The sequence below is a fragment of the Yoonia sp. 67-2 genome (genome assembly GCF_035117555.1).
Classification (GTDB): Bacteria; Pseudomonadota; Alphaproteobacteria; order Rhodobacterales; family Rhodobacteraceae; genus Yoonia.
In genome coordinates this window covers 270,454-297,427 of sequence record NZ_JAYKPK010000003.1, presented here as the reverse complement: position 1 = coordinate 297,427, position 26,974 = coordinate 270,454, and the positions used below count along the sequence as shown (strand labels likewise).

The window sequence follows — 26,974 nt, the reverse complement described above, 5'->3', positions numbered from 1 at the left end:
GTGACATCATCGCCCCGCGGCTGCATGCATGATCCATCACTGGCGGAGGTGTCATGCGGCGATCCACATACCTGACCTTGTTGCTATTGCCGCTGTTGATGGCCTGCGGCGGATCGCGCGTGGATTACCCCGCACCGCCCGCCGCCAACCGGGCCGAGGCGGCCGTGGCTGCAGCGCGTCCCGTTACCATCGCCTTTCCGCGCTTTGGCGATAACCGGCCCCATCCTTGGGCCGGACGCGCACCCGACAGCTATCCGGTCCACGGCATCGACGTCGCACGCTATCAGGGCACCATCGACTGGCCGACGGTCCGCGCGGCAGGCATCTCCTTTGCCTATATTAAGGCGACCGAAGGCGGCGATCTGGTCGATCCGAATTTCCCAGACAATTGGCAGGGTGCCGCAAGCGCCGGTCTGCCACGCGGGGCCTATCATTTCTTCTATTTCTGTCGCCCTGCGGAAGAACAGGCGCGCTGGTTCATCCAGCACGTACCGCGCGATGCAGCCGCCTTGCCGCCGGTGCTGGATATGGAATGGAACCATCTGTCACCAACCTGCACCTTCCGCCCTGACGGCGCGACGGTGCGGGCCGAGGCCGCGCGTTTCCTCGACATCCTGACCGCGCATTACGGCCAACGTCCGGTCATCTATACAACGCCTGATTTTTACCGCGAAACCGGGATCGGCAACCTGCCCAATACGGAATTCTGGCTACGCTCTGTCGCCAATCACCCGTCAGAGGTCTATCCGGGGCAGCCCTGGTCGTTCTGGCAATATACCGGCACCGGGATCGTGCCGGGCGTAGCAGGCGGGGTTGATATCAATGTCTTCACGGGCTCAGTCGAGAGCTGGCAGAATTGGCGGCAATTCTAGAGTGCCGGACCCCAAAGGCGCATTGGCCCAAGCCAGCGCGCCTTTGGCGGTAAGTCAGGCCGACCAGCGCAGCGCGGGGGCCACCAAAGCGGCCGCTCGGCGTTTCGCATAGGGCAGCACGCTGGGTCCATAATGCGCAGCGACATCATCCGGGCTTGCAACATGCTGCAAATCAGGGAAAATCGCGAACAACTCGTCCAACTGAGCTTGATCCATCGCACCAAGTGACATTGGCCCCGGATACATTGTTTCGCTCGGCACACCTTCGGCGATGATGATATCATGAGTGTCGAGCATCATGTGATGATAGGTGATGCCCCGCTTGCCGGTCGCGACCCGCACGCCTTTCCAGCCATTCTGCACCATATGGGTGGCGCGGACGAGCATATCGGCCTTATCCCCCACGACAAAGGCATGCTGCGGCGAAACGGTCAGATCACGCACAGAGCCAAGCACATCGCGGCTGATCACGATTGGCCGCAGCTTGGGGTTGGCACCCAGCGCCGCCTTGGACAGAACGGATTGTCCGATCCAGCGGATCGGCTTTTCCTCGCCACGCCAAGTCAGCACCAGATCACCGACACGCAATGTTTCAATCAGCACATCGCCCGATGGCGTGCGGATCATCGTGCCAGAGGCGAAACAGGCCACGCCTGTCGTCTCTTGCACGAAAACATTGGGATTCGTGGTCTGCGGAATGTTCGAGAATGTCAGCGATCCGCCGGCAAGGCTGGTCTTGCCAGAATAATCGACAGTGCCGCCATTGGTGATGCTGTTGGAATGGTTCAACTTACCATCGTCAGCGTAATCCTGCCGCAGCGATTTGATCGTCGCGTAGTTTTGCGACAGATCGACGAAATCATTTGTCGTGCGGTCGCCGTCTCCGACAGTATCATCCGGGTCGGCGTTGAAATCGGTGATCGTCGTGGTGCTGCCCGCAGTATAGACGAAACTATCCCGATCACCGCCTCCGGTCAGCGTATTGGTGCCTGCGCCGCCATCAAGCGTGTCGTTGCCAGTGCCGCCGAACAACTCATCATTGCCCGCGCCGCCATAAAGCTCATCATTTCCATCTTCGCCGTAAAGCTTGTCGTTATCTGCACCGCCGTAGAGCTTATCAGCCCCCGTGCCGCCATAAAGAGTATCATTACCCTCATCGCCTTCGAGAATGTCATCGCCGATACCACCATAGAGCGTATCATTGCCAAATTCACCCGACAGGTGATCATTGCCAGCGCCGCCATAGACAACGTCATCACCGGCCCGCGCCCAGATCCTGTCATCGCCAGCATGACCGCGGATGTAATCATTGCCCTCGGTGATCTGCTTTGCAACTAGGTCAAAGTTCGATTGGTCCGAATAGCCCAAACCCATTGAATCGCCAGCTGCTGTCCCATCAATCACAGGCAAGAAAATCTCTGCCGGGCGGTCAGCAATCAGCGCGTCATTGCGGAAAAGCACGTTCCCGAACTTGATCGACACGATCGGCTTAGCCGACAAGACATCGGCATCAGATCCGACGCTTGCAGGGGGCACCAGCCAAAGCTGACCATTGGCATCGTTCACGTTCTGAAAACCTTGGACAACGCGCGCAGAGAACGCCGCTGTCGTCCCGTCGATATAGGTAGCGGTCGCCTCCATCGTGACAAAAGCGTCGAAGGTGAACTGGAACTGATTGTTGATCTGAAACCTGTCGCCGGTGCCGCCGCTGCTGACGTTTTGCGGCCAGTCATATTCGGTTGGAATGCCAACCGAAGTCGGCCCCTGCCCCAAGGGCGACCAGGTCTGTATCCGGTTGAAAAGCGGTTGACTGCCAGTTCCGTCGCTGCCAAAGGTCTGATCCTTCAGCGCATCCGCGTTTTCTGCGATGGCAGCGCTTCTGTCGGTATTCAGTCGCGGAAACCCGATCGACAGATTAATGACCTTAAAAGTCGTTGGCATTTTTACACCTTAACATAACACGAAATAACAAAACGTAAGGCGATGGACTGATCAACCTATCCGATTATATTACTCCAATAATCAGCTAAAAGTCAAAGAGATTGCCAAACTCATCGCACTTTCTGGGTAGCCGCTGGCAAACCCTGACCACCACCTTCTAGTGATACGAAGTTCCGTCTTGTGATTGAGTGTTTTCAACACAGCGGCGCACACAGCCGCCGGAAAAATGGCCTGCAATGACTGAAGCTGGCATGGTCAGATGCTGAAAATAGCGCCAGCCCACAGGAATTACGCCTCCAGCTCTGCATCCCAGTAGAGATAGTCGAGCCAACTGTCATGCAGATGGTTCGGCGGGAATTTCCGCCCGACATTGTGCAGTTGCGCGGGCACCGGGCGTTTGGGCGGTTTGCGCAGCGACATGCCGGACTGGCGCAGGGATTTCGACCCTTTCTTGAGGTTGCAGGACGAACAGGCCGCCACCACATTTTCCCAGCTTGTCACGCCACCGGCCGCGCGCGGCACGACGTGGTCAAAGGTCAGATCGCCCTTGGCACCGCAATATTGGCAGCAGAATTCATCGCGCAGGAACAAGTTGAACCGGGTGAAAGCGACCTGCCTTTGCGGGGTGACATATTCCTTGAGCACCACGACAGAGGGAATGCGGATAATGGTCGACGGGCTGCGCACCGTCTCTTCATATTCACTGACAATGACGACGCGGTCGAGCCATGCTGCCTTGATCGCCTCCTGCCAAGGCCAGAGCGACAAAGGGTAATAAGACAAGGGGCGGTAATCCGCGTTCAGCACCAGCGCGGGAAAATGTTTGAGCGATCCGGGCGCGCGCACGAAATCGGTCCGAAACTCTGTCTGCGTCATATCCATATCCCACACATCCGGTGCGGAAGCCCTGAAAGACAGCGTTTCCGCTTACCTGCTGCATAGACTATATCTCGCGTCAGATTTGTGACAAGCCCCACAATTTGTGCCAAAAAAGCGCAGTGGGTTCGGTATACCCTATTTCGCAACAGACTGATCATAGACCGCCCGCGCCGCATCGATCCGGCCCAGATTTTCCAGCGCCCAATGCCCCAGCGCGCTCACCGGTTCCCGGAACGATTGCCCCATCTCGGTCAGCGCATATTCCACTTTTGGCGGGATCGTCGGATGATAGGTGCGTTGCACCAGCCCGTCGCGTTCCAGTTCCTTCAGCGTCAGGCTCAACATGCGTTGCGAAATCCCAAGGCTGCGCTTGAGTTCGTTGAACCGCAGCGTCCCGTCGCGGGCCAGCGCGATGACGACAAGCACGCTCCAGCGGTCGCCGACACGCGACAGAACGTCATTAATCCGTTTGCAATCGGGGCATCCGGTACTGTCCAGCATGATGGTTCCCTTTTTGTAACCGAGGGTCAGACATGTGCCCTCTTGTGGCGGCTCTTGGTTCTCATTAGATCGCCAGTTACTAATATATACCGCCCTCTGCGGGCTTTTACAATGGAAACGAGATATGACACCCAAGACCCTGAATGATCACCTGACATGGCGCTATGCGACCAAGAAAATGGATTCCGCAAAAGCCGTCCCACAGGACAAAGTCGAGGCAATCATCGAGGCGATCCGCATGGCCCCGACATCCAGCGGCACCCAGCCTTTTGAACTGATCGTCGTGACCAATCCCGAGATTCGCGCCCAAATCGCCGCCGCCGCCTATAATCAGGCCCAGATCACTGATGGGTCGCATCTGCTGGTTTTCGCCGCATGGGACAATTACACCGAGGCGCGGATTGACGAAGTCCTGCAGCTCAACATTGATGCCCGTGGTGATATCCCGACGCTGCGCGCCTATTATGAGAATCTCAAGGCCAGCTACCTGCCGCGCGACGCTGAGGAAAACTATGCCCATGCCGCGCGTCAAGCCTATATCGCGCTGGGTGTGGCCATGGTCGCCGCCGCCGAACAGGAGGTCGACAGCACCCCGATGGAAGGGTTCGATCCCGAAGCCGTCGATGCGATCCTTGGTCTGAAAGAGCGTGGGTTGCGGTCTGTCGTGCTGCTGCCGCTGGGCTACCGCGAACCGGCAGGTGACTGGCTGCTACCGATGGAGAAAGTGCGCAAATCGCGCGAGACGATTGTGACCGAGGTCGCGTAATCCCGTAGGGTGCGTGCTTGCACGCACCCTACTCCATCCCGAACCGATCCCGCATGAACGCCAGCGCCACCTGCAACCCGTCGGGCGCAATCCCATGGCCGGTGTCCTTCATGACATGGGCATAAACCTCGGTCCAGCCCGCCTGCTGCAAGGCCTCTGCCGCCTGCGCCAGCGATTGTGGCGGCACCACATCATCCTGATCGCCATGCACCAACAATACCGGCGGGCGGCATTCCGCATCATCGACCAATTGTTCGGGCAGCAACAACCGCCCCGAAAACGCGACGATCCCCGCCACCGCATCTTCACGCCGTGGCAGCACATGCAGCGCCATCATTGTGCCCTGGCTGAAGCCAAGCACGATCACCTGTTCGGGCAAAAGGTCTTCATCCACCATCACCCCGTCGATGAAGGCATCCAGATCAGCGGCGGCATTTTGCAGCCCGGCGTTGCTTTCTTCTTCACTCGACCCGTCGATCCAGGGGATCGGGAACCATTGATAGCCCATCGGCGCACCGGCACAGGCTTCCGGCGCATCCGGCGCGATGAACAGCGTATCCGGCATGTGATCGGCCAAAGGATCGGCCAGCCCGATCAGATCGGCCCCATTCGCGCCGTAACCATGCAGGAAAATGACGCAAGACAATGTCTCACCCGATTGCGGTTCGCGCCGCTGCGCCTGAAGTGCCCGTGTCATCTGATCCCTTCCCGTTGCTTGTCATAAGCGTAATAGGCCCACATCACCCGCGCCGCAACCGACCGCCAGGGTGCCCAAGGTTCGGCCATCGCGCGCAGTGCTTTGTCCTTGGGCCGTTCGGGCAGGTCAAAGATCAGCCGCGCCGCCTCTTGCAAGGCCAGATCACCCGGCGCAAAGACATCGGCGCGCCCGAGCGAGAACATCGCGTAAATTTCTGCCGTCCAGATGCCGATGCCGGTGACGGCGGTCAGCCTTGTGATCACCTCATCCGTGGGCAAGTTATGCAACCCCGGATAATCCAGATCAGCCAGCGCCAGCGCCTTGGCATAGCGCGCCTTCTGTCCGCTCAGCCCCAAGGCGCGCAATTCCTCGGGCGTGGCCAGCGCCACCAGCGCGGGGTCGGTCATCCCCGCAATTTCCAGCCGCCCCATGATGGCGCTGGCAGAGGCAACGCTGACCTGCTGGCTAACGATCGCATTAAGCAGCGCACCAAACCCATCCGGTTTCAGCCGCAAGGGAATATCGGGGAGATCGGGCAGGATTCGCGCAAAGCGCGGCTCGATGCGCGCCAGATGCGCCGTCCCTTCGGCCAGACATGCCTGCGAATGGATCACCCGCATTTCGCCACCCAATCCAAGGCTGCGGCGACGCTTTCCACCTTAGGCCAGTCACCCAATGCGGGCCGCGCAAGCATCAGCACCGGAATCCCCAGATCGCGGGCGGCGGTCAGCTTGGTCGCACTCGCCTGCCCGCCCGCATTCTTGACCACCAGCCAATCAACCCCCAGCCGATGAAACAGCGCCGTTTCATCCGCAACCGAAAACGGCGGACGCCCCACCAGATATTCCCCACCCGCAAAGGGAAACGGCCCCTCCGGCGGATCAATCTGGCGACAGATCACCCGCCGCCCGGCCAGATTGGCAAACCCCGGCAGGCTCTGCCGCCCGGTCCCCAGAAACACCGTGGCACCCATGGGGATATGCGCGGCGGCATCGGCTTCCGTGGCAATCTCGGTCCAGAGGTCGCCGTCCTCAGCTACCCAAGCAGGCCGCAACACCTGACAAAACGGCAACCCCAATTCAGCGCAAACTGCCGCCGACCGCGCGGTGATCCGCGCCGCATAGGGATGGGTCGCGTCCAGCACTGCATGGATGTGCTCACGCGCCAGAAAGTCACGAAACCCCGCCTCACCGCCAAATCCGCCCTGCCGCACAGGCACTGCCAGCGGTTCGGGGTCCCGCGTCACCCCGGCGAGTGACGCGATCACATCACGCCCCTGCAAGGCCTGCGCAATCATCCGCGCCTCGCCCGTCCCGGCCAGCAGCAACAGCGTCATGCCCCGGCCCTCGCCAAGATCACCCCCGCCCGGTCGGTCACCACAATATCGAACTGCATCCTTGCAAAGCGCCCCTGCACCTGCGCCAAGGCCCGATCCGCCACCGCCTGCGCCAACGCGGGACCTGCGATTTGATAGGCCTCAAGCGCGGTATTCGCCCCGGCCAGCCTCGGGTCATCCATCATCTGCGCCAGCCCCGCAAAATCCACCTGAGACCGCCCCGAATGCAGATCCATCGCACCCTGCGCAAGCTTGGTGATCTTGCCGATCCCACCACCGATGGTGACCCTCTCGACCGGATGCTTGGCGAGATATTTCAGCATCCCGCCCGCGAAATCCCCCATATCCAGCATCGCATGATCCGGCAGGCCATAAAGCGCCTGCACGATGCGTTCAGAGGTCGCACCCGTGCAGCCCGCCACATGGGTCAGCCCAGAGGCGCGGGCGACATCAATCCCGCGATGGATGCTGGCAATCCATGCCGCACAGGAAAACGGTCGCACCACCCCGGTCGTGCCCAGAATAGACAGCCCGCCTGCAATCCCCAACCGTGGGTTCCATGTCTTCAGCGCGATCTCCGCCCCGCCCGGCACCGAAATTTCAATCGTGACATCAGGCGCTTGCCCATAAGCGGCAGCCATTTCCGCCACCACATCCGCCATCATCTGGCGCGGCACCGGGTTGATCGCAGGTTCCCCCACCGCAATCGGCAGACCGGGCTTGGTGACCATGCCGACACCCGCGCCCGCCCTGAACACCACGCCGCCAGACGACACCGACACCCGCACCACAATCAGCGCGCCATGGGTGACATCAGGATCATCGCCCGCATCCTTGGTGATGCCGACCTCGGCCCAGCCTTCCCCAGCCTCTGCAACAGCCAGCGGAAAGCACGGCATCTCGCCTTTGGGCAAAGTGATCGTCACATCGCGCGGAAATGTCCCCGACCACAGACCAACCAGCGCCGCCTTGGTCGCTGCCGTCGCACAGGCGCCTGTGGTCCAGCCACGGCGCAATTCTGTCTGGGGTTTGCGTGTCATCGCTGCGACGATAGGCAGCGCGCGGCATGACGGCAATCGGCAATCGCCTGTCGCATCCCCGCTTTCCAAATCCGGCTTTCAGCGGCATATACAAAGGATGACACATGACTTCCCCCTTCCCGGCCATGACTGGCCCGTGCTGCACCCCGGCTGGGTCTGGCTTTGCGGCGCGGGCCCCGGCGATCCCGGCCTGCTGACGCTGCATGCGCTGAACGCTCTGCGGCAGGCCGATGTCGTGATCTACGACGCGCTGGTACAAGAGGCGATCCTCGACTGGGCACCGCAGGCAGACCACATCTACGCTGGCAAACGCGGCGGCAAACCATCCGCCAAACAGCGCGATATCTCGCTCCACCTCGTCGATCTTGCGCGCGCGGGCAAACGGGTTTTGCGGCTGAAAGGCGGCGATCCTTTCGTCTTTGGCCGCGGTGGTGAGGAAGCACAAACCCTTGTGCAGCATAACATCCCGATCCGGATCATCCCCGGCATCAGCGCGGGCATCGGCGGGCTGGCCTATGCGGGCATTCCCGTCACCCACCGCGACGTCAACCAATCAGTGACTTTCGTGACCGGCCATGACCAATCTGGCAATACGCCGGGGTCGCTCGACTGGACCAGCATTTCCAAAGGCTCACAGGTCATCGTCATCTATATGGGCATGAAACATATCGCCCAGATAGCATGCCATCTGATCGCCGCCGGGCGCAGCCTGTCAGAACCCGCCGCCGTGGTTACCACCGCCACCACAACCGACCAGCAAGTGCTGGAAACCACCCTCGGCACTATCGTCGCAGACATAGCCGCCGCAAACCTTGAACCCCCCGCGATCATCTGCATCGGCAGGTCCGTGCTGATGCGGCAGGTCCTCGACTGGCAAGGCATGGCCGTAGGTGCGCCGCCGCGCAACCTCGACCCTCTGGGCCGGGGACGTGCCGCGGAATCCGCCTGATGCCCGTCTTCTTTTTTCCAAAAATACTCCCGCCGGCGGCGTCCCGGAGGGACTTATGCGTTTCCTGATCAGCGCCCCCGCCTCTGGCAGCGGCAAAACCACGGTGACCTTGGGCCTCTTGCGCGCCTTTAGCCGCACACAAAGCATCCGTAGCGCCAAATCCGGCCCCGATTACATCGATCCTGCGTTCCATGCCGCCGCCACCGGCCAGCCTTGCGTCAACCTTGACGCATGGGCGATGACACCTGAGCGGATCAAAGCGCTCGCAGGCCCTGCCCCGTTGATTGTCGAAGGTGCGATGGGCCTGTTCGACGGCGCAGCACCGCATGGAGGCGGGTCCAGCGCCGATCTGGCGCGAATCCTGAACCTGCCCGTCGTGCTGGTGATCGACGCAGGGCGCATGGCCGGGTCGGTGGGTGCCATGGCGCAGGGCTTCATCTGCTATGATCCGACCATCCATGTTGCAGGCGTGATCCTGAACAATGTCGGATCGCCCCGGCATGAAGCGATGCTGCGCCATGCGCTGGGCGATGTGCAGATCTTCGGCTGCATCCCCCGCAGCCCGGCTTTGCAACTGGGGTCACGGCATCTGGGTTTGGTGCAGGCGCAGGAACGGCATGATCTGGGAGATCTCCTGAACAAGGCCGCCGATCTGATGATGCAGCATCTGGATATGGACGCGCTCTCGCGGCTGGATGATGCGCCCCCGTCACCTGGAATTTACTCCAGGCGACCTCCCCCCGCCCAGAGCATCGCGATCGCCAAGGACGAAGCCTTCGCCTTCACCTATCCGCATCTGCTGGATGATTGGCGCAAGGCAGGCGCAAAAATCACGTTTTTCTCGCCCCTCGCCGATGATCCGGTGCCGGATGCCGATCTCATATTCCTGCCCGGGGGCTATCCTGAACTGCATGCAGGCAAGATCGCAGCTAATCAGACCTTTCTGACCAGCCTGCGGCAATCGCAAGCCACGATCTATGGCGAATGCGGCGGCTATATGGTGCTGGGCGACGGGTTGATCGACGCCGATGGCACGCGCCACGCCATGGCCGGGCTGCTGCATCTGGAAACCAGCTTTGCCGCGCGCAAACTGCATTTGGGCTATCGCCATCTGCACGCCAGCCAAGGGCCATTCCCCGGCCATTGGACCGGCCATGAATTCCACTATGCCAGCACAATCAGGGCCGAAGGCACCCCGCTCTTCACCGCCAGCGAGGCAAGCGGCCTCAGCCTACCCCCGATGGGCCTGATCGCGGGCCGCGTGTCGGGCTCTTTCGCGCATATTATAGATGCAGGTCCCATTGCCTCTGCCGAAAAGCGGGCGTAGCAATTCGGCCATGACAATGATCGACGACAGTATCGCGAAACGCAATGTGGCCGTTCTGGTGCTGGCGCAGGCTATTCTGGGCGCGCAATTGCCGATGATGTTCGTGATCGGCGGGCTGGCGGGCAGTCAGTTGGCAGGCAATCCTTGTTTCGCGACCCTGCCGATCTCGATGATCGTTTTCGGCTCGATGACCACAGCACCTTGGATCAGCCCATTGATGCAGCGCAATGGGCGGCGGTTCGGCTTTATGCTTGGGGCTTTCGGCGGTGCTGCCGGGGCGGCAGTCTCGGCCTATGGGCTTTACACCGGGTCGTTCTTCATGCTGCTGGCAGGCTCCTACCTCAGCGGTATCTATATGTCGGCGCAGGGGTTTTACCGTTTCGCCGCGACCGATACCGCGTCAGAGGCGTTCCGCCCCAAAGCCATCTCTTTCGTTATGGCAGGCGGCTTGCTGTCGGCCATCATCGGCCCACAACTGAACAAACTGGCACAGGACGCCTTTGTCGTGCCCTTCCTTGGCAGTTACCTTGCGATCATCGTTCTGAACCTTGTCGGCGTCGGGCTGTTCTTCTGGCTGAACCTGCCCAAAGGCAGCCGGTCCATGCCAAAGGTTGCCAACCCGCTCAAAGGCCGCACGAAACGTGAATTGCTGCGCGATCCACGCATCATCGTCGCGATCATCTGCGGCATGGTGTCTTATGCACTGATGAATCTGGTGATGACCTCGACCCCTTTGGCAGTCGTCGGCTGTGGTTTCACCACCAATAATGCCAATGACATCGTGTCATTGCATGTCATCGCAATGTTTGCGCCGTCGTTTTTCACCGGCCATCTGATCGCGCGGTTCGGGGTGGAAAAGATCATCGCGACCGGGCTTGTGATCCTCGCTATCGCGGGCGGTGTCGCGATTGCGGGGGTGGAGCTTGCGAATTTCTTTGTCGCGCTTTTCCTGCTCGGCGTGGGCTGGAATTTCGGCTTTATCGGCGCGACCACGATGCTGGCGGGCGCGCATCGGCCCGAGGAACGCGGCACGGTGCAGGGGCTGAATGATATGCTGGTCTTTGGCATGGTGACGCTGGCGTCACTGGCAGGTGGCGGATTGCTGAATTGCGCCGGTGGCACCACGGTTGAAGGGTGGAATGCCGTCAACCTCGCCATGATCCCGTTTCTGGTGCTGGCCGGGGCCTCGCTGATCTGGCTGTCGCGGCAACGGCGGGTTGTGGCGTCGTAAGGGGCGCTGCCCCTCGCCCCGGATCAAGTCCGGGGCTCACCCCGAAGTATTTTTGGAAAAAAGAAGATGCGGACCTAGACCCACCAGCCGCGCAAGGCTGCATGGGTCAGGCGCAGGCTTTGGCGCAATGGGGTGAGTTCAAGGCGGCCTTGCAAAACGGCCTCTGGGTCGGTTTGCGCCTTTTGCAGAACTGGCCGCGCGGCATGGCCAAGCAACAAGGCCCCCCCGGCCTCGGCTGTGACGCCAGCCCTGCCGTTGCGCGCGGCATTCAGCCGGTCAACGGCGCGGGTCGCGAGGCGCGCAATACCATCCGGCGAAGACTCAGGCAAAGGCTGGCGCTGCCTTTCCAGCAGCACCGGCAAGGCGCGCAACAGATTGGCCACGCCAGTCGCATAGGCGAAATCCGCCACGATTGTTTCGTCGCTGTCCCCCAGGAGCCGCGCGGCGGTGATCATCAGCAATCCGCTGGTATTCGCGATATAAGCATCGAAATCAGCCCAATCGGCGAAAGGATCGTTGTAGATATCCCAGCGCCGGGCCGCGATCATCGCATCGAGCGATTGCGCACCCTGCCTATCCAGCACCTCGGCCAAGGCATCCACCACCTCGTGCCGCCGCACCACGCCGCCAGTCACGATCTCTTCCAGAGCATCGCGCCACCATTGCAGGCGCATTTCCGCGATCATCGGTTCCTTGGTGACCCAAGGGGCGCGGATCACCTCGACATTGAAAGCATAGAGCGGGAACAGCACCTGCCGTGCCGCGACAGGTGCCGCCATGATCGCGCGGAACCGGTCAGGATCGGCTTTTTCGACCAAAGCGGCGCAGGCGTCAAAGCTCATGCCTGCGCGCCGTCCCGGACCAGTTTCCAGTTGATCGCGTCGATCAGCGCGTCAAAGGACGCATCAACGATATTGGCGCTGACACCGACCGTGGACCAGCGGTTGCCATCGCCATCTTCGCTGTCGATGATGACGCGGGTCACGGCCTCGGTGCCGCCGCCGGTGATGCGGACCTTGAAATCCACCAGTTCGATATCCTCGATGATCGTCTGATAGGGGCCGAGATCCTTGGCCAAGGCCCGCGCCAGCGCGTTCACCGGGCCACGGTCGCTGCCATCGGGGCCAAGGCTTTCGCTGACGTTGAGGAATTTTTCGCCCTGCACCTTGGTCACCACCACCGCTTCGGACCAGGATACCATCTGGTTATATTTGTTGCGCCGCCGTTCCACCGTGACGCGGTAGCGTTTCACCTCGAAAAACGCAGGCAGCAGACCCAGCTCGCTGCGCGCCAGCAGTTCGAAACTGGCCTGTGCCGAATCGTAGGCATAGCCCTGCGCCTCTTTTTCCTTGATCTTTTCAATGATCCGGGACAGCGCGGGGTTGCCCGGTTCTACCGCAATGCCGGCATCGGCAAGGCGCGCACGCAGGTTCGATTGCCCGGCCTGATTGGACATCGGCACGATGCGTGTATTCCCCACCGCTGCCGGATCGATATGTTCATAGGTGCTGGGGTCCTTGGCGATCGCACTCGCATGCAGCCCCGATTTATGCGCAAAGGCAGACGCCCCCACGTAGGGTGCTTGCTTCGCAGGCACCCGGTTCAGGATATCATCGAGCAACCGCGACGCCCGCCGCAACCCTGTCAAAGCCTCTGCCGTCACGCCCGTTTCAAACTGGCTGGCATAGGGTTCCTTGAGCAAGAGCGTCGGAATCAGCGTCGTCAGATTGGCATTGCCGCAGCGTTCGCCAAGCCCGTTCAGCGTGCCTTGGATCTGGCGCACCCCCGCACGCAGCGCAGCCAAAGACCCCGCCACGGCGTTTTCGGTGTCGTTATGGGTATGGATCGCCAGATGTTTGCCGGGGATGCCGCTGGCGATCACCTCGGTCACGATCTGGCCGATCTCATCGGGCAAAGTGCCGCCATTGGTATCGCAAAGCACGATCCAGCGCGCGCCGGCATCATAGGCGGCGTGGATGGCTTCCAGCGTATAGGCGGGGTTGGATTTGTAGCCATCAAAGAAATGTTCGGCGTCGAACAGGCCTTCGCGGCCCTGATCGGTCAGATGGGCGAAACTGGCGCGGATGTTTTCCACGTTTTCGTCCAGCGTGATGCCCAAGGCGGTCGTCACATGGAAATCGTTCGCCTTGCCCACCAGACAGACAGCAGAGGTACCCGCATTGACCACTGCGGCCAGCACATCGTCATTCTCGGCTGACCGGCCCAGACGTTTGGTCATGCCAAAGGCGGTGAATGTCGCCTTGGTCTGCGGTTTGTCGGCAAAAAATTCGGTATCGGTCGGGTTGGCCCCCGGCCAGCCGCCTTCGATATAATCCAGCCCCAGCCCGTCCAGCACGGCGGTGATCTGGTGCTTTTCACGGGCGGAAAACTGCACGCCTTGCGTCTGCGCGCCGTCGCGCAGGGTGGTGTCGTAGAGGTAGATCCGTTCCTTTGCCATCACAGATCACCCAGATTTGCCGCGTCAAAATCCGGCCCCGGTGTCCAGCTGGCCTGCCCGCCCACGTCAGTGACCTGCACGCCTGCCGCCGTCAGAATATCGCGGACCTGATCGGCGCGGGCCCAATCCTTGGCGGCACGAGCTTCGGCCCGTTCGGCGAGCAAATCATCGACACGGGCGGCAACGGCGGGGGTCACGCTTGGCCCGGCCTCTGCCCCGTCGAACAGCGGGATCGCGGCCCAGTCGCGGATCAGGCCCAGCATTTCCAGCCCATGGGCGAAACCGGCAAGGGCAGAGGCGGTCTTGCCTTTTGCCAGCACATGCAAGCGCGAGATCGCGCCGGAGGTGTTCAGGTCATTGGCGAGCACGCCGAGGAATTCCTCATCCGCCTGCCATTGCCCGTCAGCTTTCAAGGCACGGATCAGGTTGGGGCCAAAGCCATGCCCATGCAGGATGCCATACCATTTGCGCAGTGTCAGTTCCGCCTCGGCCCGGCGCGATTCCGTCCAGTCCATCGTCTTGCTGTAATGGGTGCCGAGCATGACAAGGCGGATCACCTCGCCCGGAATGCCCTGATCCAGCAGATCGCGGATGGTGAAGAAATTGCCCAGGGATTTGGACATTTTCTTGCCTTCGACCTGCAGCATTTCGTTATGCACCCAATAGCGGGCGAATTCGCCGTGGGGATGGGCGCAGGCGGATTGTGCGATCTCGTTTTCATGATGCGGGAATTGCAGGTCATTGCCGCCGCCGTGGATGTCGAAACTATCGCCCAGCAAGTCATGCGCCATGGCGGAACATTCGACATGCCAGCCCGGACGCCCGTAACCCCAAGGGCTGTCCCAGCCCGGCACGCCGTCGGCGGAGGGTTTCCAGAGCACGAAATCCATCGGATTGCGTTTGTAAGGGGCGATTTCAACCCGCGCACCGGCGATCATATCGTCGACGGACCGGCCAGAGAGTGCGCCGTAATCAGCATAGCTTTCGACGGCGAAGAGCACATGGCCTTCGGCAGCATAAGCGTGATTCTTCGCCACCAGATCGCTAATCATCGCGATCATCTGGGCGATGTAATCGGTCGCGCGGGGTTCATGCGTCGGGCGCAAAGCGCCGAGCGCGTCCATATCATCGTGATACCAGCCAATCGTTTCCGCCGTGATATCGCCAATCGCGCGGCCCGTCGCAGCCGCTCGCGCGTTGATCTTGTCATCCACATCGGTGAAATTGCGCACATAGGTCACGTGATCCGCGCCATAAATCTCGCGCAGCAGCCGGAACAACACGTCAAACACCAGCGAGGGGCGGGCATTGCCCAGATGCGCGCGGTCATAAACCGTCGGCCCGCACAGATACATCCGCACATTACGCGCATCGATTGGTGTGAAATCCTCGCGGTGGCGGGATTTGGTGTTGTGCAGCCGGATGATCGTCATATTGCCTCGCGCAGGGTTTCACCGCGGGAATAACAAGTTCAGGTCCGATGGAAAACGTGAAAGAGCCGCCCGCGACAGATGTCAGCAGATAATAATGCAGCAGGGAATGGTGCAAATGCTCTTCATGCGGAATGCCTAGCTGCAATCACGGCTCAAGGCAACGAAAAAGGGCCTGCGTCGAAACGCAGGCCCTTTCATCAAATCGAGGTGATCAGATTAGAACTGGAACGACACGCGAGCCGTTGCAGTTGTGGCGCGCAGGTTGCTGTCTGTACCTTCCAGATCGCCTTCGTAGAATTTGTGCTGCAGAACTTCGCCACCGATCAGGATGCTGTCGGAGAACTTGTATGCAACGCCAGCACCGTAGAAGTCGCCATCGGCTTCGATGTCGTCAGCAGTAAAGCCGGACACGTTAGTGCGGACAACACCACCGGTGACATATGGCAGGAACTGGCCAGCGTCATAGCCAACACGTGCTTTCACGCGCAGGATGTCATCAACTTCAGCAGTGCCGCCCAATGGCAGGTCCTGCTCGATGTTGGTCAGGTCGTAGTCAACTTCTGCGCCCAGAACGATCGAACCCAGGTCATACATGTAACCAGCGTGCACACCGTAGACTGCGCCGTCGAAATCTTCGCCCGCGCCGGTGACTTCACCGTAACCAGCTTGTGCACCCAGGTAGAAACCGGACCAGTCGGTGCCGCGGATCATTGGTGCTGGCGCTGGTGCCATTGGAGTTGGTGCAACTGTTTCGACAGGTGCGGCCAGACCGCCAGCAGAGGCCATGCCTGCGGCCAGTGCGAGAGGAGCTGCCAGCATTGCTGTGCGAGCGAATTTGAAAGTGTTTGTCATTGTTATTCTCCGTTTCATCGGTTGTGATGTGAACTGTAAATGGCAGGTTTTTTGGGACGCGCAACCGACCTCACAGCGCTGTGATCAAACCGGGCATTTTTGCGTCCAAAAACGGGCCCTTAGGCCAATTTCCGCGCAGTTTTGTTATAAAAATATCACAGCCAGACATTAAGTTTTTATGGTGAAACTCCACGCGACCCGGTTTGCAAGGCAGTCAACCCTAAGTCGTGGCAATCTGTCCCCCGCAAACCGGCTTTGGCACCCCTGTCGTGCCCGGTGCAGACGTGGGCAGCCCACGCAACACGCGCACGGCCAAATAGGCAAAGGCCTGCGCCTCTAACATATCGCCATTCAGCCCGACCGCCTCGACCGCATCGACGCGGGCGCTGACAGCGGCTGCCAGCCCCGCCATCAGCGTGGCATTCTTTCGCCCGCCGCCAGTCACCAGCAGCCGTGTGGGTGGCACCGGGCATTGCGCCAGTGCGGCAGTGACCGTCCAGACCACCGCCTGCGTCAGGGTCGCGATGGCATCGGCATCGGCCAGATGCGCCACGGCCTTCGCGAGCCCCGCGAAATGATCGCGGTCCAAAGATTTGGGCGGCACCTGCGCAAAATAAGGATCGGCCTGAAATGCGGTCAAGGCGTCGGCATCCACCTGCCCCCGCGCAGCTACCTGCCCGCCGTCATCATATTGGCGACCAAACCGCGCCAGCATCGCATCATTGATTGGCGCATTGGCCGGGCCTGTATCAAAGGCCAGCAAAGCGCCCGGATCCGCCGGATCGGCGCGCGATGGATCGACCCAAGTAATATTGCCAACACCGCCAAGGTTCAAAAACGCCACCGGCGCGCTGGCACGGATCCATTTCGCCAGCGCAAAATGAAAGAATGGCGCCAATGGCGCGCCCTGCCCGCCTGCCGCGACATCAGCGCTGCGGAAATCCCAGACCACCGGATAATCCAGCGCTGCCGCCAATCGCGTGCCATCGCCACATTGATGGGTCCGCCTTCCTGCAGGATCATGCGCCAAAGTCTGACCATGAAACCCCGCCACAGCAATATTGGCAAAATCCCACATCACGGTGATATGCGCCTCTTCGACCACTTTGGCCGCCGCGCTGACATCATCCTCTTGCCACAGCCCCAGATGCGCGCGCAGCACGGCCTGTTCGGCATTACTATAGGCACGATAGACAACCGGGCCGAAATCGAAAATCTGCACGCCATCCGTCTCTATTACCGCCGCATCCACACCATCCAGCGACGTGCCCGACATCGTGCCCAATGCCGTCACCGCAATCCCGTTCAACATCCGCTTTCCCTTGTGCCCCATGCTGCTTATAGAAGTCCCGCGCACCACATTAGGAACAAGCCGATGACTTACCACCCCAAATCCGATTTCATGTCTGTGATGATGGAACGCGGCTATCTGGCCGATTGCACCGATTATCAGGGCCTTGATGAGGCGCTCAGCCGTGGTGTGGTGACGACTTATATCGGCTATGACGCGACGGCGAAATCCTTGCATGTCGGGCATCTGCTGAACATCATGATGCTGCGCTGGCTGCAAAAGACCGGGCATCAGCCGATCACCCTGATGGGCGGCGGCACCACCAAAGTGGGCGATCCCAGTTTCCGCGCCGATGAACGGCCTTTGCTGACCGATGACCAGATCGCCGAAAACATCGCCGGCATGGGCCAGGTTTTCGCAAAATACCTGACCTATGGCGATGGCGCGACCGACGCCAAAATGCTCAACAACGCGGAATGGCTGAATGATCTGAACTACCTGGATTTCCTGCGCGACATCGGGCGGCATTTCAGCGTCAACCGGATGCTGTCGTTCGAGAGCGTGAAATCGCGGCTCGACCGGGAACAATCGCTGTCTTTCCTCGAATTCAACTATATGATCCTGCAGGCCTATGATTATCTGGAACTGAACCGACGCTACAACTGCACCTTGCAGATGGGCGGATCGGATCAATGGGGCAATATCATCAACGGCATCGACCTGACGCGCCGGGTGCTGGACCATGAAATCTATGGCCTGACCTCGCCTTTGCTGACCACCAGCGACGGGCGCAAAATGGGCAAATCCGCAGGCGGGGCAATCTGGCTGAACGGCGATATGCTGTCGCCTTATGAATTCTGGCAATTCTGGCGCAACACCACCGATGCCGATACCGGGCGGTTCCTGAAACTCTATACCGAACTTCCCGTCGACGAATGCGACCGTTTGGGCGCGCTGCAAGGGTCAGAGATCAACGCCGCCAAGATCATCCTCGCCAATGAGGTCACCACCCTGCTGCATGGGGCCGAGGCTGCCGCTGCGGCTGAGTCCACCGCGCGCGAAGTCTTTGAAAAAGGCGGCGTCGGGGATGACCTGCCCACGCTGGTGCTGAGCGCGGCGGAACTGGGCGATGGCCTGTCCATCGTGCAGATCATCGTACGCGCGGGCCTTGCCGCCACCGGCAAAGAGGCGAAACGCCTGATCGCCGAAAACGGCGCGCGGCTGAACGACGACGCGCTCAGCGATGCCGGGCTGATCGTCAGCGCCGATATGCTGGCGACCCCGATCAAACTCAGCGCCGGCAAAAAGCGCCACGCGCTGATCCAACTGGGCTGACCCCTTGCGCCAGCCCAAACAGCTGGCGCAAACTCCCCCATCGTCCGAGCCCAAGTATCCCCGCCGGAGGCCCGTGCTTGGCGCAGCCAAGCGCGGACCAGTGCCAAACATGCTGGCCAGCCGGGAACAGGACCGTTAAGACTAACCCAAGCAAAGACCGGGCCACCCATGACTGACACGATCCTTTCCCGCTGCGAAGCGCAGGGCCTGCGCCTGACCGATCAGCGCCGGGTCATTGCCGCTGTTCTCGAAGACGCCAGCGACCATCCCGATGTCGAGGAACTTTATAACCGCGCCTCGGCCGTGGATCCGCGCATCTCGCTCGCCACCGTCTACCGCACGGTGAAATTGTTCGAGGAATCAGGCATCCTCGAAAAACATGAATTCGGCGACGGGCGCGCGCGTTATGAAGCCGCCGACCGGGACCACCATGATCATCTGATCGATATGCATACCGGCGAAGTGATCGAATTCGTCGATGCGGAAATCGAAGCCTTGCAGGAACGGATCGCGGCCAAGCTTGGCTATCGCCTGATGGGCCACCGGCTGGAGCTTTACGGGCTGCCGGTGAAGAAAAACAAGGATCACTAAGTGGATAACCTGCGCGGTGCGGCCTTCATGGTCTTGGCGATGTTTTGTTTCACGCTGCTGGACACGACGATCAAGATCCTGTCCGAGGCGATGCCGGTGTTTCAGGCGCTGGCGCTGATCAGCACCGGCATCCTGATCCTGCTGATCGGCTGGAGCCTGTTCAAAGGGATCGCCCTCTGGCATCCGGATTGCCTGAACCGCAGGGTGATCCTGCGCAGCCTTGCAGAGGTCGCAGGCACCTCGCTGATCTGTATCGCGCTGGCGCTGATCCCGCTGACCACCGCCTCTGCCGTCATTCAGGCAACGCCTTTGGTGGTGGCGATGGGGGCCGGGCTGTTTCTGGGCCAAAGCATCGGCTGGCGGCGCTGGATCGCGATCATCGTGGGCTTTGCCGGTGTGTTGCTGATCGTGCGGCCGGGGCTGGATGGGTTTGATCCCGCCGTTCTGCTGGTTGTCACCGGGATGCTGGCACTGGCCAGCCGCGATCTGCTGACGCGCGGGCTGAACGTCAGCCTGACGGGCGTGCAACTGGGTATTCATGCCTTTGCTTTCGTATTGCCCGGCTCGCTCGTGCTGATGCTGGTGCAGCGTCAGCCTTTGGTTTCGCCAGAGGCGCATGACTGGCTGATCGTGCTGTTCGGGGCTTTCATCGGTGTGGCCTCGTATCTCACGATCATCACTGCGACGCGGACCGGCAATGCGGGGGTGATTTCATCATTCCGTTACAGCCGCATGATCTTTGCGCTGGTGATCGGCTATCTGGTCTTTGACGAATGGCCCGATGCCGCGACATTGATCGGGGCCTTTATCATCATCGCCTCCGGCATTTTCACCCTCTGGCGCGAGGCCCGTCTGCGCCGCGCTTCCCTTGCGGCAGCCGCCGCGTTATAGAGCCACTGATACCGCTAACATTCCCCCAAAGGAGCCTTCCATGAGCACGATCATCGATATCCACGCCCGCGAAATCCTCGACAGCCGGGGCAACCCCACGGTCGAGGTTGATGTGATCCTGGAGGACGGCACGATGGGCCGCGCCGCCGTGCCATCCGGTGCTTCCACCGGCGCGCATGAGGCGGTGGAACGCCGCGACGGCGACAAATCGCGCTACATGGGCAAAGGCGTGCTGGAAGCCGTCGCCGCCGTGAACGGCGAGATTGCCGAGGCGATCCTGGGCTTTGACGCGACCGAACAGGTCGGCATCGACATGACCATGATCGAACTGGACGGCACGCCGAACAAATCCCGCCTTGGCGCCAATGCGATCCTTGGCGTGTCAATGGCCGTGGCCAAGGCGGCGGCGGATTTCACCGGCCAGCCGCTGTTCCGTTACATCGGCGGCACCTCTGCGCGGATGTTGCCGGTGCCGATGATGAACATCATCAACGGTGGCGAACATGCTGATAACCCGATTGATATTCAGGAATTCATGATCATGCCCGTCGCCGCCGCGAATATCCGCGAAGCGGTGCGGATGGGGTCAGAAGTATTTCACACGCTGAAAAAAGAACTCTCCGCCGCGGGCATGAGCACCAGTATCGGCGATGAAGGCGGTTTCGCCCCCGCCATCGGATCGACCCGCGAGGCGCTGGATTTCATCATGAAAGCCATCGACAAGGCTGGCTACAAGCCCGGCGAGGATATCTATCTGGCGCTGGATTGCGCCGCGACCGAATATTACAAGGACGGCAAATATGAGATGGCGGGCGAAGGCGCCTCGCTGACCAGCCAGCAGAATGCGGAATATCTGGCGAAACTGGTCGGTGATTACCCGATCATCAGCATCGAAGACGGCATGTCCGAGGATGATTGGGACGGCTGGAAATTGCTGACCGAGATGATCGGCTCATCGGTACAACTGGTCGGTGACGATCTCTTCGTGACCAACCCTGCCCGTCTGGCCGATGGCATCTCGCGCGGTTGTGCCAATTCCATGCTGGTCAAGGTCAACCAGATCGGCACCCTGACTGAAACGCTGCAAGCCGTCGATATGGCGCATCGCGCGCGCTATACCAATGTGATGTCGCACCGCTCCGGCGAGACCGAGGATGTGACGATTGCCGACCTCGCCGTCGCCACGAATTGCGGCCAGATCAAGACCGGCTCGCTGTCGCGGTCAGACCGTCTAGCCAAATACAACCAACTGATCCGGATCGAGGAAATGCTGGGTGAAACCGCGACCTATGCCGGGCGGTCGATTTTGAAGTGACGTTGCGCGACGATTTCATCCGCGCTGTCGGGCCGCGCCTGCTGCATTGCACGGCCCGCAGCAACGTGGATGGCATCCGGCGCAACGGTTTGCTGCCACCCGATCATCTAGCCGACAGGGCCAGCCGCGATGCCGCGGCGCTGGTCCTGCGCGACACCCGTGTTATCCTGCGCTTGCCGGATAACACGACCGCGCAACTGAACCACCAATTGCCGATCCTGCACGGGCTTGCCGCCGCCAACCGCGTCATCGACGGGCATGATGCCGCTAGCTGGGCGCAACAACTCGACCGGCGGGTGTTCTTCTGGCCGGAACGTAAAGGTGGTGCTTTCGTGGATAGCGTTACCCGCGATACCGATACTGCGCTCATCTGGTTCGACAGCGGGCGTTTCTTTGATGTGTTGAGCGCGCATATATGGCTGTCACCACTCAACAGCGGCAATTTCACCCAAGGTGGCGCACATGCACGGCGGGGTGACTGGCTTTATTGTCGCGCCACCGACGGGATCCCTGCTTTCCGGCACAACCGACAAGCGCGCGGCCTGATCGCCGGTACGGATACAGTCAAGGAAGTTTCTTTGACCTGCTCTCTCGCCCCCGATGTTTTTGTTTCACTTGACCCCGATATCCGGTGAGGTAGCGATCATGACCGCCGATGACATCATCGCTCACCTAGATTTGGCCCCCCATCCCGAGGGGGGTCATTATCGCCAGACCTGGGTGGCCGAGAATGCCGGTCGCCCGGTCGGGACCTGCATCTATTTCCTGCTGAAAGCCGGTGAGGCCAGCCATTGGCACCGCGTCGATGCGGTGGAGATCTGGCATTATTACGCCGGTGCGCCGCTGGTTTTGTCGATGGCGGCGGATGGGGCCGGGCCAGCGGTGGAGCATTTGCTTGGCCCCGATCTGGCGGCGGGGCAGTTGCCACAAGCGATTGTGCCGCAGGATCATTGGCAGGCGGCACGCAGCACGGGGGACTGGACGCTGGTTGGCTGTACTGTGTCACCCGGGTTTGATTTTTCAGGCTTTACGCTGGCCGCACCGGGGTTTGATATCCCGATAGCTTAAGCGAAGCAGTCTCGGACTTGCTCCGGGACCTCATCACAACATACGCAAACCGAAAAAGACCAAGAAATTTCGTCCGAAATTTCTTGGTCCTTCAAAGATTTTTCGGACGAAAAATCTTAGCTACACCCGCTGGTCCCCCCACAGGTATTGCATTTCATGCAGGTCCCGTTGCGCACCAGCGTGTAATTGCCGCATTCGCCGCAAGGATCGCCCTCATAGCCCTGCATTTTCGCCTTGTCGCGGGCGGTCAGGCTGCTGGTCGTCTCGACCACCAGCGTCTGCAAAGTCGCCGAGCCTGTCACCAACGAGGCCGGTGCCGTGCTGCTTTGCAGCGCCATCAGATCCTGCGGCATCCGCTTGCGCAGATAGCCGGTGGAGGAGATCTGTTTCAGCACTTCCAGCGACCGCGATGCAGCATTCTCGCTCGGCGTGCGGACATTGGAGACACCTTCCGCCTCGCCCCGACCGATATCGTCGAAAGAGGCGCCTTCGGGTTTCACATGCGCGAGGTCGGTGCGGTCAAGATATGACACGGCCAGTTCGCGGAAGATATAATCCAGAATGGACGTCGCATTCTTGATACTGTCATTGCCTTGCACCATGCCTGCGGGCTCAAACTTGGTGAAGGTGAAAGCATCGACAAATTCTTCCAGCGGCACGCCATATTGCAGGCCCACGGACACGGCGATGGCGAAATTATTCATCATCGCGCGGAAACCGGCACCCTCTTTATGCATGTCGATAAAGATTTCACCCAGCTGCCCGTCTTCATATTCACCGGTGCGCAGATAGACCTTATGCCCGCCGACGATGGCCTTTTGGGTATAACCCTTGCGCCGCTGCGGCATCTTTTCGCGTTCGCGGTTGCGGACCTCCTGAATGATGATCTTTTCGACGATCTTTTCCGCCAGCACGGCGGCCTTGTCATGGTGGTTGCCGCTTTCCAGCACTTCGCGCGCCTCGTCATCATCTTCCACCAAGGCCGAGGCCAGAGGTTGCGACAATTTCGACCCGTCACGGTAAAGCGCATTGGCCTTCACCCCCAGCGACCAGCTGAGTTCATAGGCTTTCTGGCAATCCTCGATCGTCGCATCATTGGGCATGTTGATCGTCTTGGAAATCGCACCCGAGATGAACGACTGTGCCGCTGCCATCATATAGATATGGCTGTCAACGCTTAGATAACGCTTGCCTTTCTTGCCGCAGGGGTTGGCGCAATCGAAGACGGAATAATGCTCTTCGCGCAGGAACGGCGCGCCTTCCAGCGTCATCGTGCCGCAAACGTGGTCATTGGCGGCTTCGATATCCTGCTTGGTATAGCCCAGATGGCGCAGCAGATCGAAGGTCGGGTCGTTCAGTTTCGCCGCGGGGATGCCGAGCGTCTTGGTGCAGAAATCCTGCCCCAGCGTCCATTGGTTGAAGACAAAGCGGATATCGAAGGCAGAGCGCAAAGCGCCTTCGACCTTGTCCAGTTCCGCCTGACCGAAACCGTGGCCGATCAGGCTGGTGTGGTTGATCGCAGGCGCCTGCCCCATGGAGCCATGACCGACCGCATAGGCGATGATCTCTTCAATCTGCGCGGAGCCATAGCCGAGCGTTTCAAGTGCGGCCGGCACAGATTGGTTGATGATCTTGAAATAACCCCCACCGGCCAGTTTCTTGAATTTCACCAACGCAAAATCAGGCTCGATTCCTGTCGTGTCGCAGTCCATCACCAGCCCAATAGTGCCGGTGGGGGCGATGACCGACACCTGTGCGTTGCGATAGCCGTGCTTTTCACCAAGGCGCAAAGCCTCGTCCCATGCGGCGGTGGCGAGTGCCACCAGACGGTCGTCAGGGCAATTGGCATGGTCCAGCGGCACGGGCTTGACGTCCAGCGCTTCATAGCCGCCCGATTTGCCGTAAGCCGCGTTGCGGTGGTTGCGGATCACGCGCAGCATGTGCTTGGCGTTCTTGGCATAGCCCGGAAACGCCCCCAATTCGCCCGCCATTTCGGCAGAGGTCGCATAGGACACACCGGTCATGATCGCGGTCAGGGCAGCGCCCATGGCGCGGCCTTCATCGCTGTCATAGCCAAAGCCCATGTTCATCAGCAGACCGCCGATGTTCGCATAGCCCAGACCCAAGGTGCGGAAATCATAGGACCGCTGGGCGATTTCCTTGGACGGAAACTGCGCCATCATCACGGAAATTTCCAGCGTCACGGTCCACAGACGGGTGGCGTGCATGTAGTCCTCAACCTGAAACTGCCCGTCCTTGTAGAAGGTCAGCAGGTTCATCGAGGCGAGGTTACAGGCGGTGTCATCCAGGAACATATATTCCGAACAGGGGTTCGATCCGCGGATCGCGCCGTCCTCGGGGCAGGTGTGCCAGGCGTTGACGGTGTCATGATACTGGATGCCCGGATCGGCGCAGGCCCATGCGGCATGGCCCACCTGTTCCCACAGATCGCGGGCTTTGATGATCTTGGCGACTTCGCCATTGCGGCGGTTGATCAGTTTCCAATCTTCGTCGTTTTCCACGGCCTTCAGAAAGGCATCGGTGACGCGGATCGAATTGTTGGAATTCTGGCCGGAGACGGAAGAATAGGCTTCCGAATCCCAATCCGTGTCATAGGTCGGAAATTCAATGCTGGTGTGGCCTTGTTTGGCGTAATCCAGCACGCGTTTGATATAGGTCTCGGGGATCGCGGAACGTTTCGCATCCTTGACGGCCTGCGCCAGTGTCTCGTTGGTCTTGGGGTCACAGGCGGCCTCGGACGATCCATCCCACGCCTTAATCGCCGCGAAGATCGCGTTCAGGTAACGTTCGTGCATCTTCGACCCGGCGACGATAGAGGCAACCTTCTGCTCCTCGATCACCTTCCAGTTGATGAATTCCTCGATATCGGGGTGATCCGCATCGACGATCACCATCTTCGCCGCGCGCCGCGTGGTGCCGCCCGATTTGATCGCGCCAGCGGCACGGTCACCGATTTTCAGGAACCCCATCAGGCCGGAGGATTTGCCACCGCCGGAGAGTTTCTCACCCTCGCCACGCAAGCTGGAGAAGTTGGTGCCGGTGCCGGAACCATATTTGAACAACCGCGCCTCACGCACCCACAGGTCCATGATCCCGCCTTCGTTCACCAGATCGTCAGCAACAGATTGGATGAAACAGGCATGCGGCTGGGGATGTTCATAGGAAGAGGCGGATTTGGTCAGCTCACCCGTCTGGTAATCGACATAATAATGCCCCTGCGCCGGGCCATCGATGCCGTAGGCCCAATGCAGGCCGGTGTTGAACCATTGCGGGCTGTTCGGGGCCGCACGCTGGGTCGCCAGCATATAGCGCATTTCATCGAAATAGGCGCGGGCGTCTTCTTCTGTCGTGAAATAGCCGCCCTTCCAGCCCCAATAGGTCCAGGCACCCGCCAGACGGTCGAACACCTGTTTCGCGCTGGTTTCACCGCCGAATGTCGCGTCTTTCGCAGGCACGGATTTCCACAGGAATTCCGGCACGCCCTTTTCCTTGACGCGCTTCACCGCTGACGGCACGCCCGCCTTGCGGAAATATTTCTGCGCGATCACATCTGATGCAACCTGGCTCCAGCCTGCCGGAATCTCGCAATCATCCAGTTTGAAAACAATCGACCCATCCGGGTTGCGGATTTCCGATGTGGTGGTCTTGAAATCCAGCGCTGCATAGGCATCCGCCCCCGCACTGGTGAAATTCCGTTCGATTTTCATGTCTCTGCCCCTTTTCGGTGACCGTCGTTGCGGCCCACATCGGTTAGGCACCGCAGGCGCGGCGCAAATATTCTGGCGATTGCAGCAAGGTGGTCTTTGACACCAAGCATCACTGCCCGGTCATCGACCTTGTGTCGGCTTAGCGCCTGCCTGTTGAATCGTACCCCGTGTCGACGCTGCATCTATGTGTGTGGCGGCAACTTCGACAAGGTGACGCATCTATCCCTAGTGGGTCAACGGGTTTTTCACACAAAATACAGATTTATTCGATTGACGATTGCGCCAACCGCTGGGCGCTCTGGCCGGCAGTGATTCATCCACTAAACTGTCCACAGAACAGGCGCTGGAGCGAGAGCCAGGAAACCCTTTACGCGGATAGGTTTAGCGGCGATATTTCTGCGCCCGGATGAAATTGCCCACATCACTGCGCCCGAAATGCAGGCAGATTGCGGATCGGCGAAAGGTGACCACGG

At 60.3% G+C, this 26,974-nt stretch carries 24 protein-coding genes; 11 read left to right on the top strand and 13 right to left on the bottom strand.

Annotated elements, in window-relative coordinates:
* Nucleotides 1-53: 53 nt before the first annotated feature.
* On the top strand, nucleotides 54-872 hold the full coding sequence (locus tag VOY09_RS06895; RefSeq protein WP_416236734.1) for a GH25 family lysozyme: 819 nt from the start codon (nucleotides 54-56) through the stop codon (nucleotides 870-872).
* A gap of 54 nt (nucleotides 873-926) precedes the next feature.
* On the opposite strand, the gene VOY09_RS06890 is transcribed toward VOY09_RS06895, so the two are convergent.
* From VOY09_RS06890 to VOY09_RS06880, 3 genes are all read right to left on the bottom strand, one after another.
* Nucleotides 927-2,813: a Hint domain-containing protein gene (locus tag VOY09_RS06890; RefSeq protein ID WP_322893664.1), complete on the bottom strand. Its 1,887-nt coding sequence runs from the start codon at nucleotides 2,811-2,813 to the stop codon at nucleotides 927-929.
* Between the two features lie 288 nt (nucleotides 2,814-3,101).
* Nucleotides 3,102-3,695 (bottom strand): HNH endonuclease, encoded by a 594-nt coding sequence (locus VOY09_RS06885; RefSeq protein WP_322893663.1) that lies wholly within the window; start codon nucleotides 3,693-3,695, stop codon nucleotides 3,102-3,104.
* A 132-nt stretch (nucleotides 3,696-3,827) separates the two neighbouring features.
* On the bottom strand, nucleotides 3,828-4,193 hold the full coding sequence (locus VOY09_RS06880; protein ID WP_322893662.1) for a helix-turn-helix domain-containing protein: 366 nt from the start codon (nucleotides 4,191-4,193) through the stop codon (nucleotides 3,828-3,830).
* A 124-nt stretch (nucleotides 4,194-4,317) separates the two neighbouring features.
* Between VOY09_RS06880 and VOY09_RS06875 the strand changes: the two genes are divergently transcribed.
* Nucleotides 4,318-4,959: a nitroreductase family protein gene (locus tag VOY09_RS06875; RefSeq protein WP_322893661.1), complete on the top strand. Its 642-nt coding sequence runs from the start codon at nucleotides 4,318-4,320 to the stop codon at nucleotides 4,957-4,959.
* 28 nt (nucleotides 4,960-4,987) lie between these two features.
* On the opposite strand, the gene VOY09_RS06870 is transcribed toward VOY09_RS06875, so the two are convergent.
* Genes VOY09_RS06870 through VOY09_RS06855 form a run of 4 tightly spaced genes read right to left on the bottom strand, consistent with a single transcriptional unit; the run spans nucleotide 4,988 to nucleotide 8,032 of the window.
* A complete protein-coding gene (locus VOY09_RS06870) occupies nucleotides 4,988-5,656 on the bottom strand; it encodes an alpha/beta hydrolase (protein WP_322893660.1) in 669 nt (222 codons plus the stop codon).
* The gene (locus VOY09_RS06865) at nucleotides 5,653-6,276 is read right to left on the bottom strand and encodes a DNA-3-methyladenine glycosylase 2 family protein (RefSeq protein ID WP_322893659.1); all 624 of its coding nucleotides are present in this window, start codon (nucleotides 6,274-6,276) and stop codon (nucleotides 5,653-5,655) included. The genes VOY09_RS06870 and VOY09_RS06865 overlap by 4 nt, the downstream gene beginning before the upstream one ends.
* Entirely contained in the window at nucleotides 6,267-6,992 is a 726-nt protein-coding gene (locus tag VOY09_RS06860) for a cobalt-precorrin-6A reductase (protein ID WP_322893658.1), read from the bottom strand. Before VOY09_RS06860 ends, VOY09_RS06865 begins: the two co-directional genes overlap by 10 nt.
* On the bottom strand, nucleotides 6,989-8,032 hold the full coding sequence (locus VOY09_RS06855) for a cobalt-precorrin-5B (C(1))-methyltransferase (RefSeq protein WP_322893657.1): 1,044 nt from the start codon (nucleotides 8,030-8,032) through the stop codon (nucleotides 6,989-6,991). The genes VOY09_RS06860 and VOY09_RS06855 overlap by 4 nt, the downstream gene beginning before the upstream one ends.
* Nucleotides 8,033-8,129: 97 nt before the next feature.
* On the opposite strand from VOY09_RS06855, the gene cobA reads away from it, so the two are divergent.
* Genes cobA through VOY09_RS06840 form a run of 3 tightly spaced genes read left to right on the top strand, consistent with a single transcriptional unit; the run spans nucleotide 8,130 to nucleotide 11,539 of the window.
* Nucleotides 8,130-8,981, top strand: a complete 852-nt coding sequence (cobA, locus tag VOY09_RS06850) for a uroporphyrinogen-III C-methyltransferase (protein ID WP_322893656.1) — start codon at nucleotides 8,130-8,132, stop codon at nucleotides 8,979-8,981.
* 55 nt (nucleotides 8,982-9,036) lie between these two features.
* Nucleotides 9,037-10,308, top strand: a complete 1,272-nt coding sequence (locus VOY09_RS06845; RefSeq protein WP_322893655.1) for a cobyrinate a,c-diamide synthase — start codon at nucleotides 9,037-9,039, stop codon at nucleotides 10,306-10,308.
* Between the two features lie 10 nt (nucleotides 10,309-10,318).
* Complete coding sequence (locus VOY09_RS06840) at nucleotides 10,319-11,539, top strand: MFS transporter (protein WP_322893654.1); 1,221 nt, start codon at nucleotides 10,319-10,321, stop codon at nucleotides 11,537-11,539.
* A 74-nt stretch (nucleotides 11,540-11,613) separates the two neighbouring features.
* Here the strand turns inward: VOY09_RS06840 and VOY09_RS06835 are convergent, their stop codons facing one another.
* From VOY09_RS06835 to VOY09_RS06815, 5 genes are all read right to left on the bottom strand, one after another.
* Nucleotides 11,614-12,381, bottom strand: coding sequence for a phytoene/squalene synthase family protein (locus VOY09_RS06835; protein WP_322893653.1), 768 nt, complete (start codon nucleotides 12,379-12,381; stop codon nucleotides 11,614-11,616).
* Nucleotides 12,378-13,997, bottom strand: a complete 1,620-nt coding sequence (gene cimA / locus VOY09_RS06830; RefSeq protein WP_322893652.1) for a citramalate synthase — start codon at nucleotides 13,995-13,997, stop codon at nucleotides 12,378-12,380. Before cimA ends, VOY09_RS06835 begins: the two co-directional genes overlap by 4 nt.
* Nucleotides 13,997-15,430 (bottom strand): cysteine--tRNA ligase, encoded by a 1,434-nt coding sequence (cysS, locus tag VOY09_RS06825; protein ID WP_322893651.1) that lies wholly within the window; start codon nucleotides 15,428-15,430, stop codon nucleotides 13,997-13,999. The genes cimA and cysS overlap by 1 nt, the downstream gene beginning before the upstream one ends.
* Before the next feature lie 216 nt (nucleotides 15,431-15,646).
* Nucleotides 15,647-16,282 (bottom strand): outer membrane protein, encoded by a 636-nt coding sequence (locus tag VOY09_RS06820; RefSeq protein ID WP_322893650.1) that lies wholly within the window; start codon nucleotides 16,280-16,282, stop codon nucleotides 15,647-15,649.
* A 220-nt stretch (nucleotides 16,283-16,502) separates the two neighbouring features.
* The gene (locus VOY09_RS06815; protein WP_322893648.1) at nucleotides 16,503-17,594 is read right to left on the bottom strand and encodes an anhydro-N-acetylmuramic acid kinase; all 1,092 of its coding nucleotides are present in this window, start codon (nucleotides 17,592-17,594) and stop codon (nucleotides 16,503-16,505) included.
* A 63-nt stretch (nucleotides 17,595-17,657) separates the two neighbouring features.
* On the opposite strand from VOY09_RS06815, the gene tyrS reads away from it, so the two are divergent.
* The 6 genes from tyrS (at nucleotide 17,658) to VOY09_RS06785 (ending at nucleotide 22,773) form a co-directional block, all read left to right on the top strand.
* Entirely contained in the window at nucleotides 17,658-18,908 is a 1,251-nt protein-coding gene (gene tyrS, locus VOY09_RS06810) for a tyrosine--tRNA ligase (RefSeq protein WP_322893647.1), read from the top strand.
* 168 nt (nucleotides 18,909-19,076) lie between these two features.
* Entirely contained in the window at nucleotides 19,077-19,499 is a 423-nt protein-coding gene (locus VOY09_RS06805) for a Fur family transcriptional regulator (RefSeq protein WP_322893646.1), read from the top strand.
* Complete coding sequence (locus tag VOY09_RS06800; protein WP_322893645.1) at nucleotides 19,500-20,390, top strand: DMT family transporter; 891 nt, start codon at nucleotides 19,500-19,502, stop codon at nucleotides 20,388-20,390. It abuts the gene before it with no gap.
* 40 nt (nucleotides 20,391-20,430) lie between these two features.
* Nucleotides 20,431-21,705 (top strand): phosphopyruvate hydratase, encoded by a 1,275-nt coding sequence (gene eno, locus VOY09_RS06795; protein WP_322893644.1) that lies wholly within the window; start codon nucleotides 20,431-20,433, stop codon nucleotides 21,703-21,705.
* Nucleotides 21,702-22,340 carry a DUF7002 family protein gene (locus VOY09_RS06790; RefSeq protein WP_322893642.1) on the top strand — a complete coding sequence of 213 codons (639 nt, stop codon included), beginning with the start codon at nucleotides 21,702-21,704 and terminating at the stop codon, nucleotides 22,338-22,340. The genes eno and VOY09_RS06790 overlap by 4 nt, the downstream gene beginning before the upstream one ends.
* Before the next feature lie 10 nt (nucleotides 22,341-22,350).
* Nucleotides 22,351-22,773: a cupin domain-containing protein gene (locus VOY09_RS06785; RefSeq protein WP_322893641.1), complete on the top strand. Its 423-nt coding sequence runs from the start codon at nucleotides 22,351-22,353 to the stop codon at nucleotides 22,771-22,773.
* Nucleotides 22,774-22,889: 116 nt separating this feature from the next.
* On the opposite strand, the gene VOY09_RS06780 is transcribed toward VOY09_RS06785, so the two are convergent.
* Nucleotides 22,890-26,501 (bottom strand): vitamin B12-dependent ribonucleotide reductase, encoded by a 3,612-nt coding sequence (locus VOY09_RS06780; protein WP_322893640.1) that lies wholly within the window; start codon nucleotides 26,499-26,501, stop codon nucleotides 22,890-22,892.
* Nucleotides 26,502-26,974: the final 473 nt, after the last annotated feature.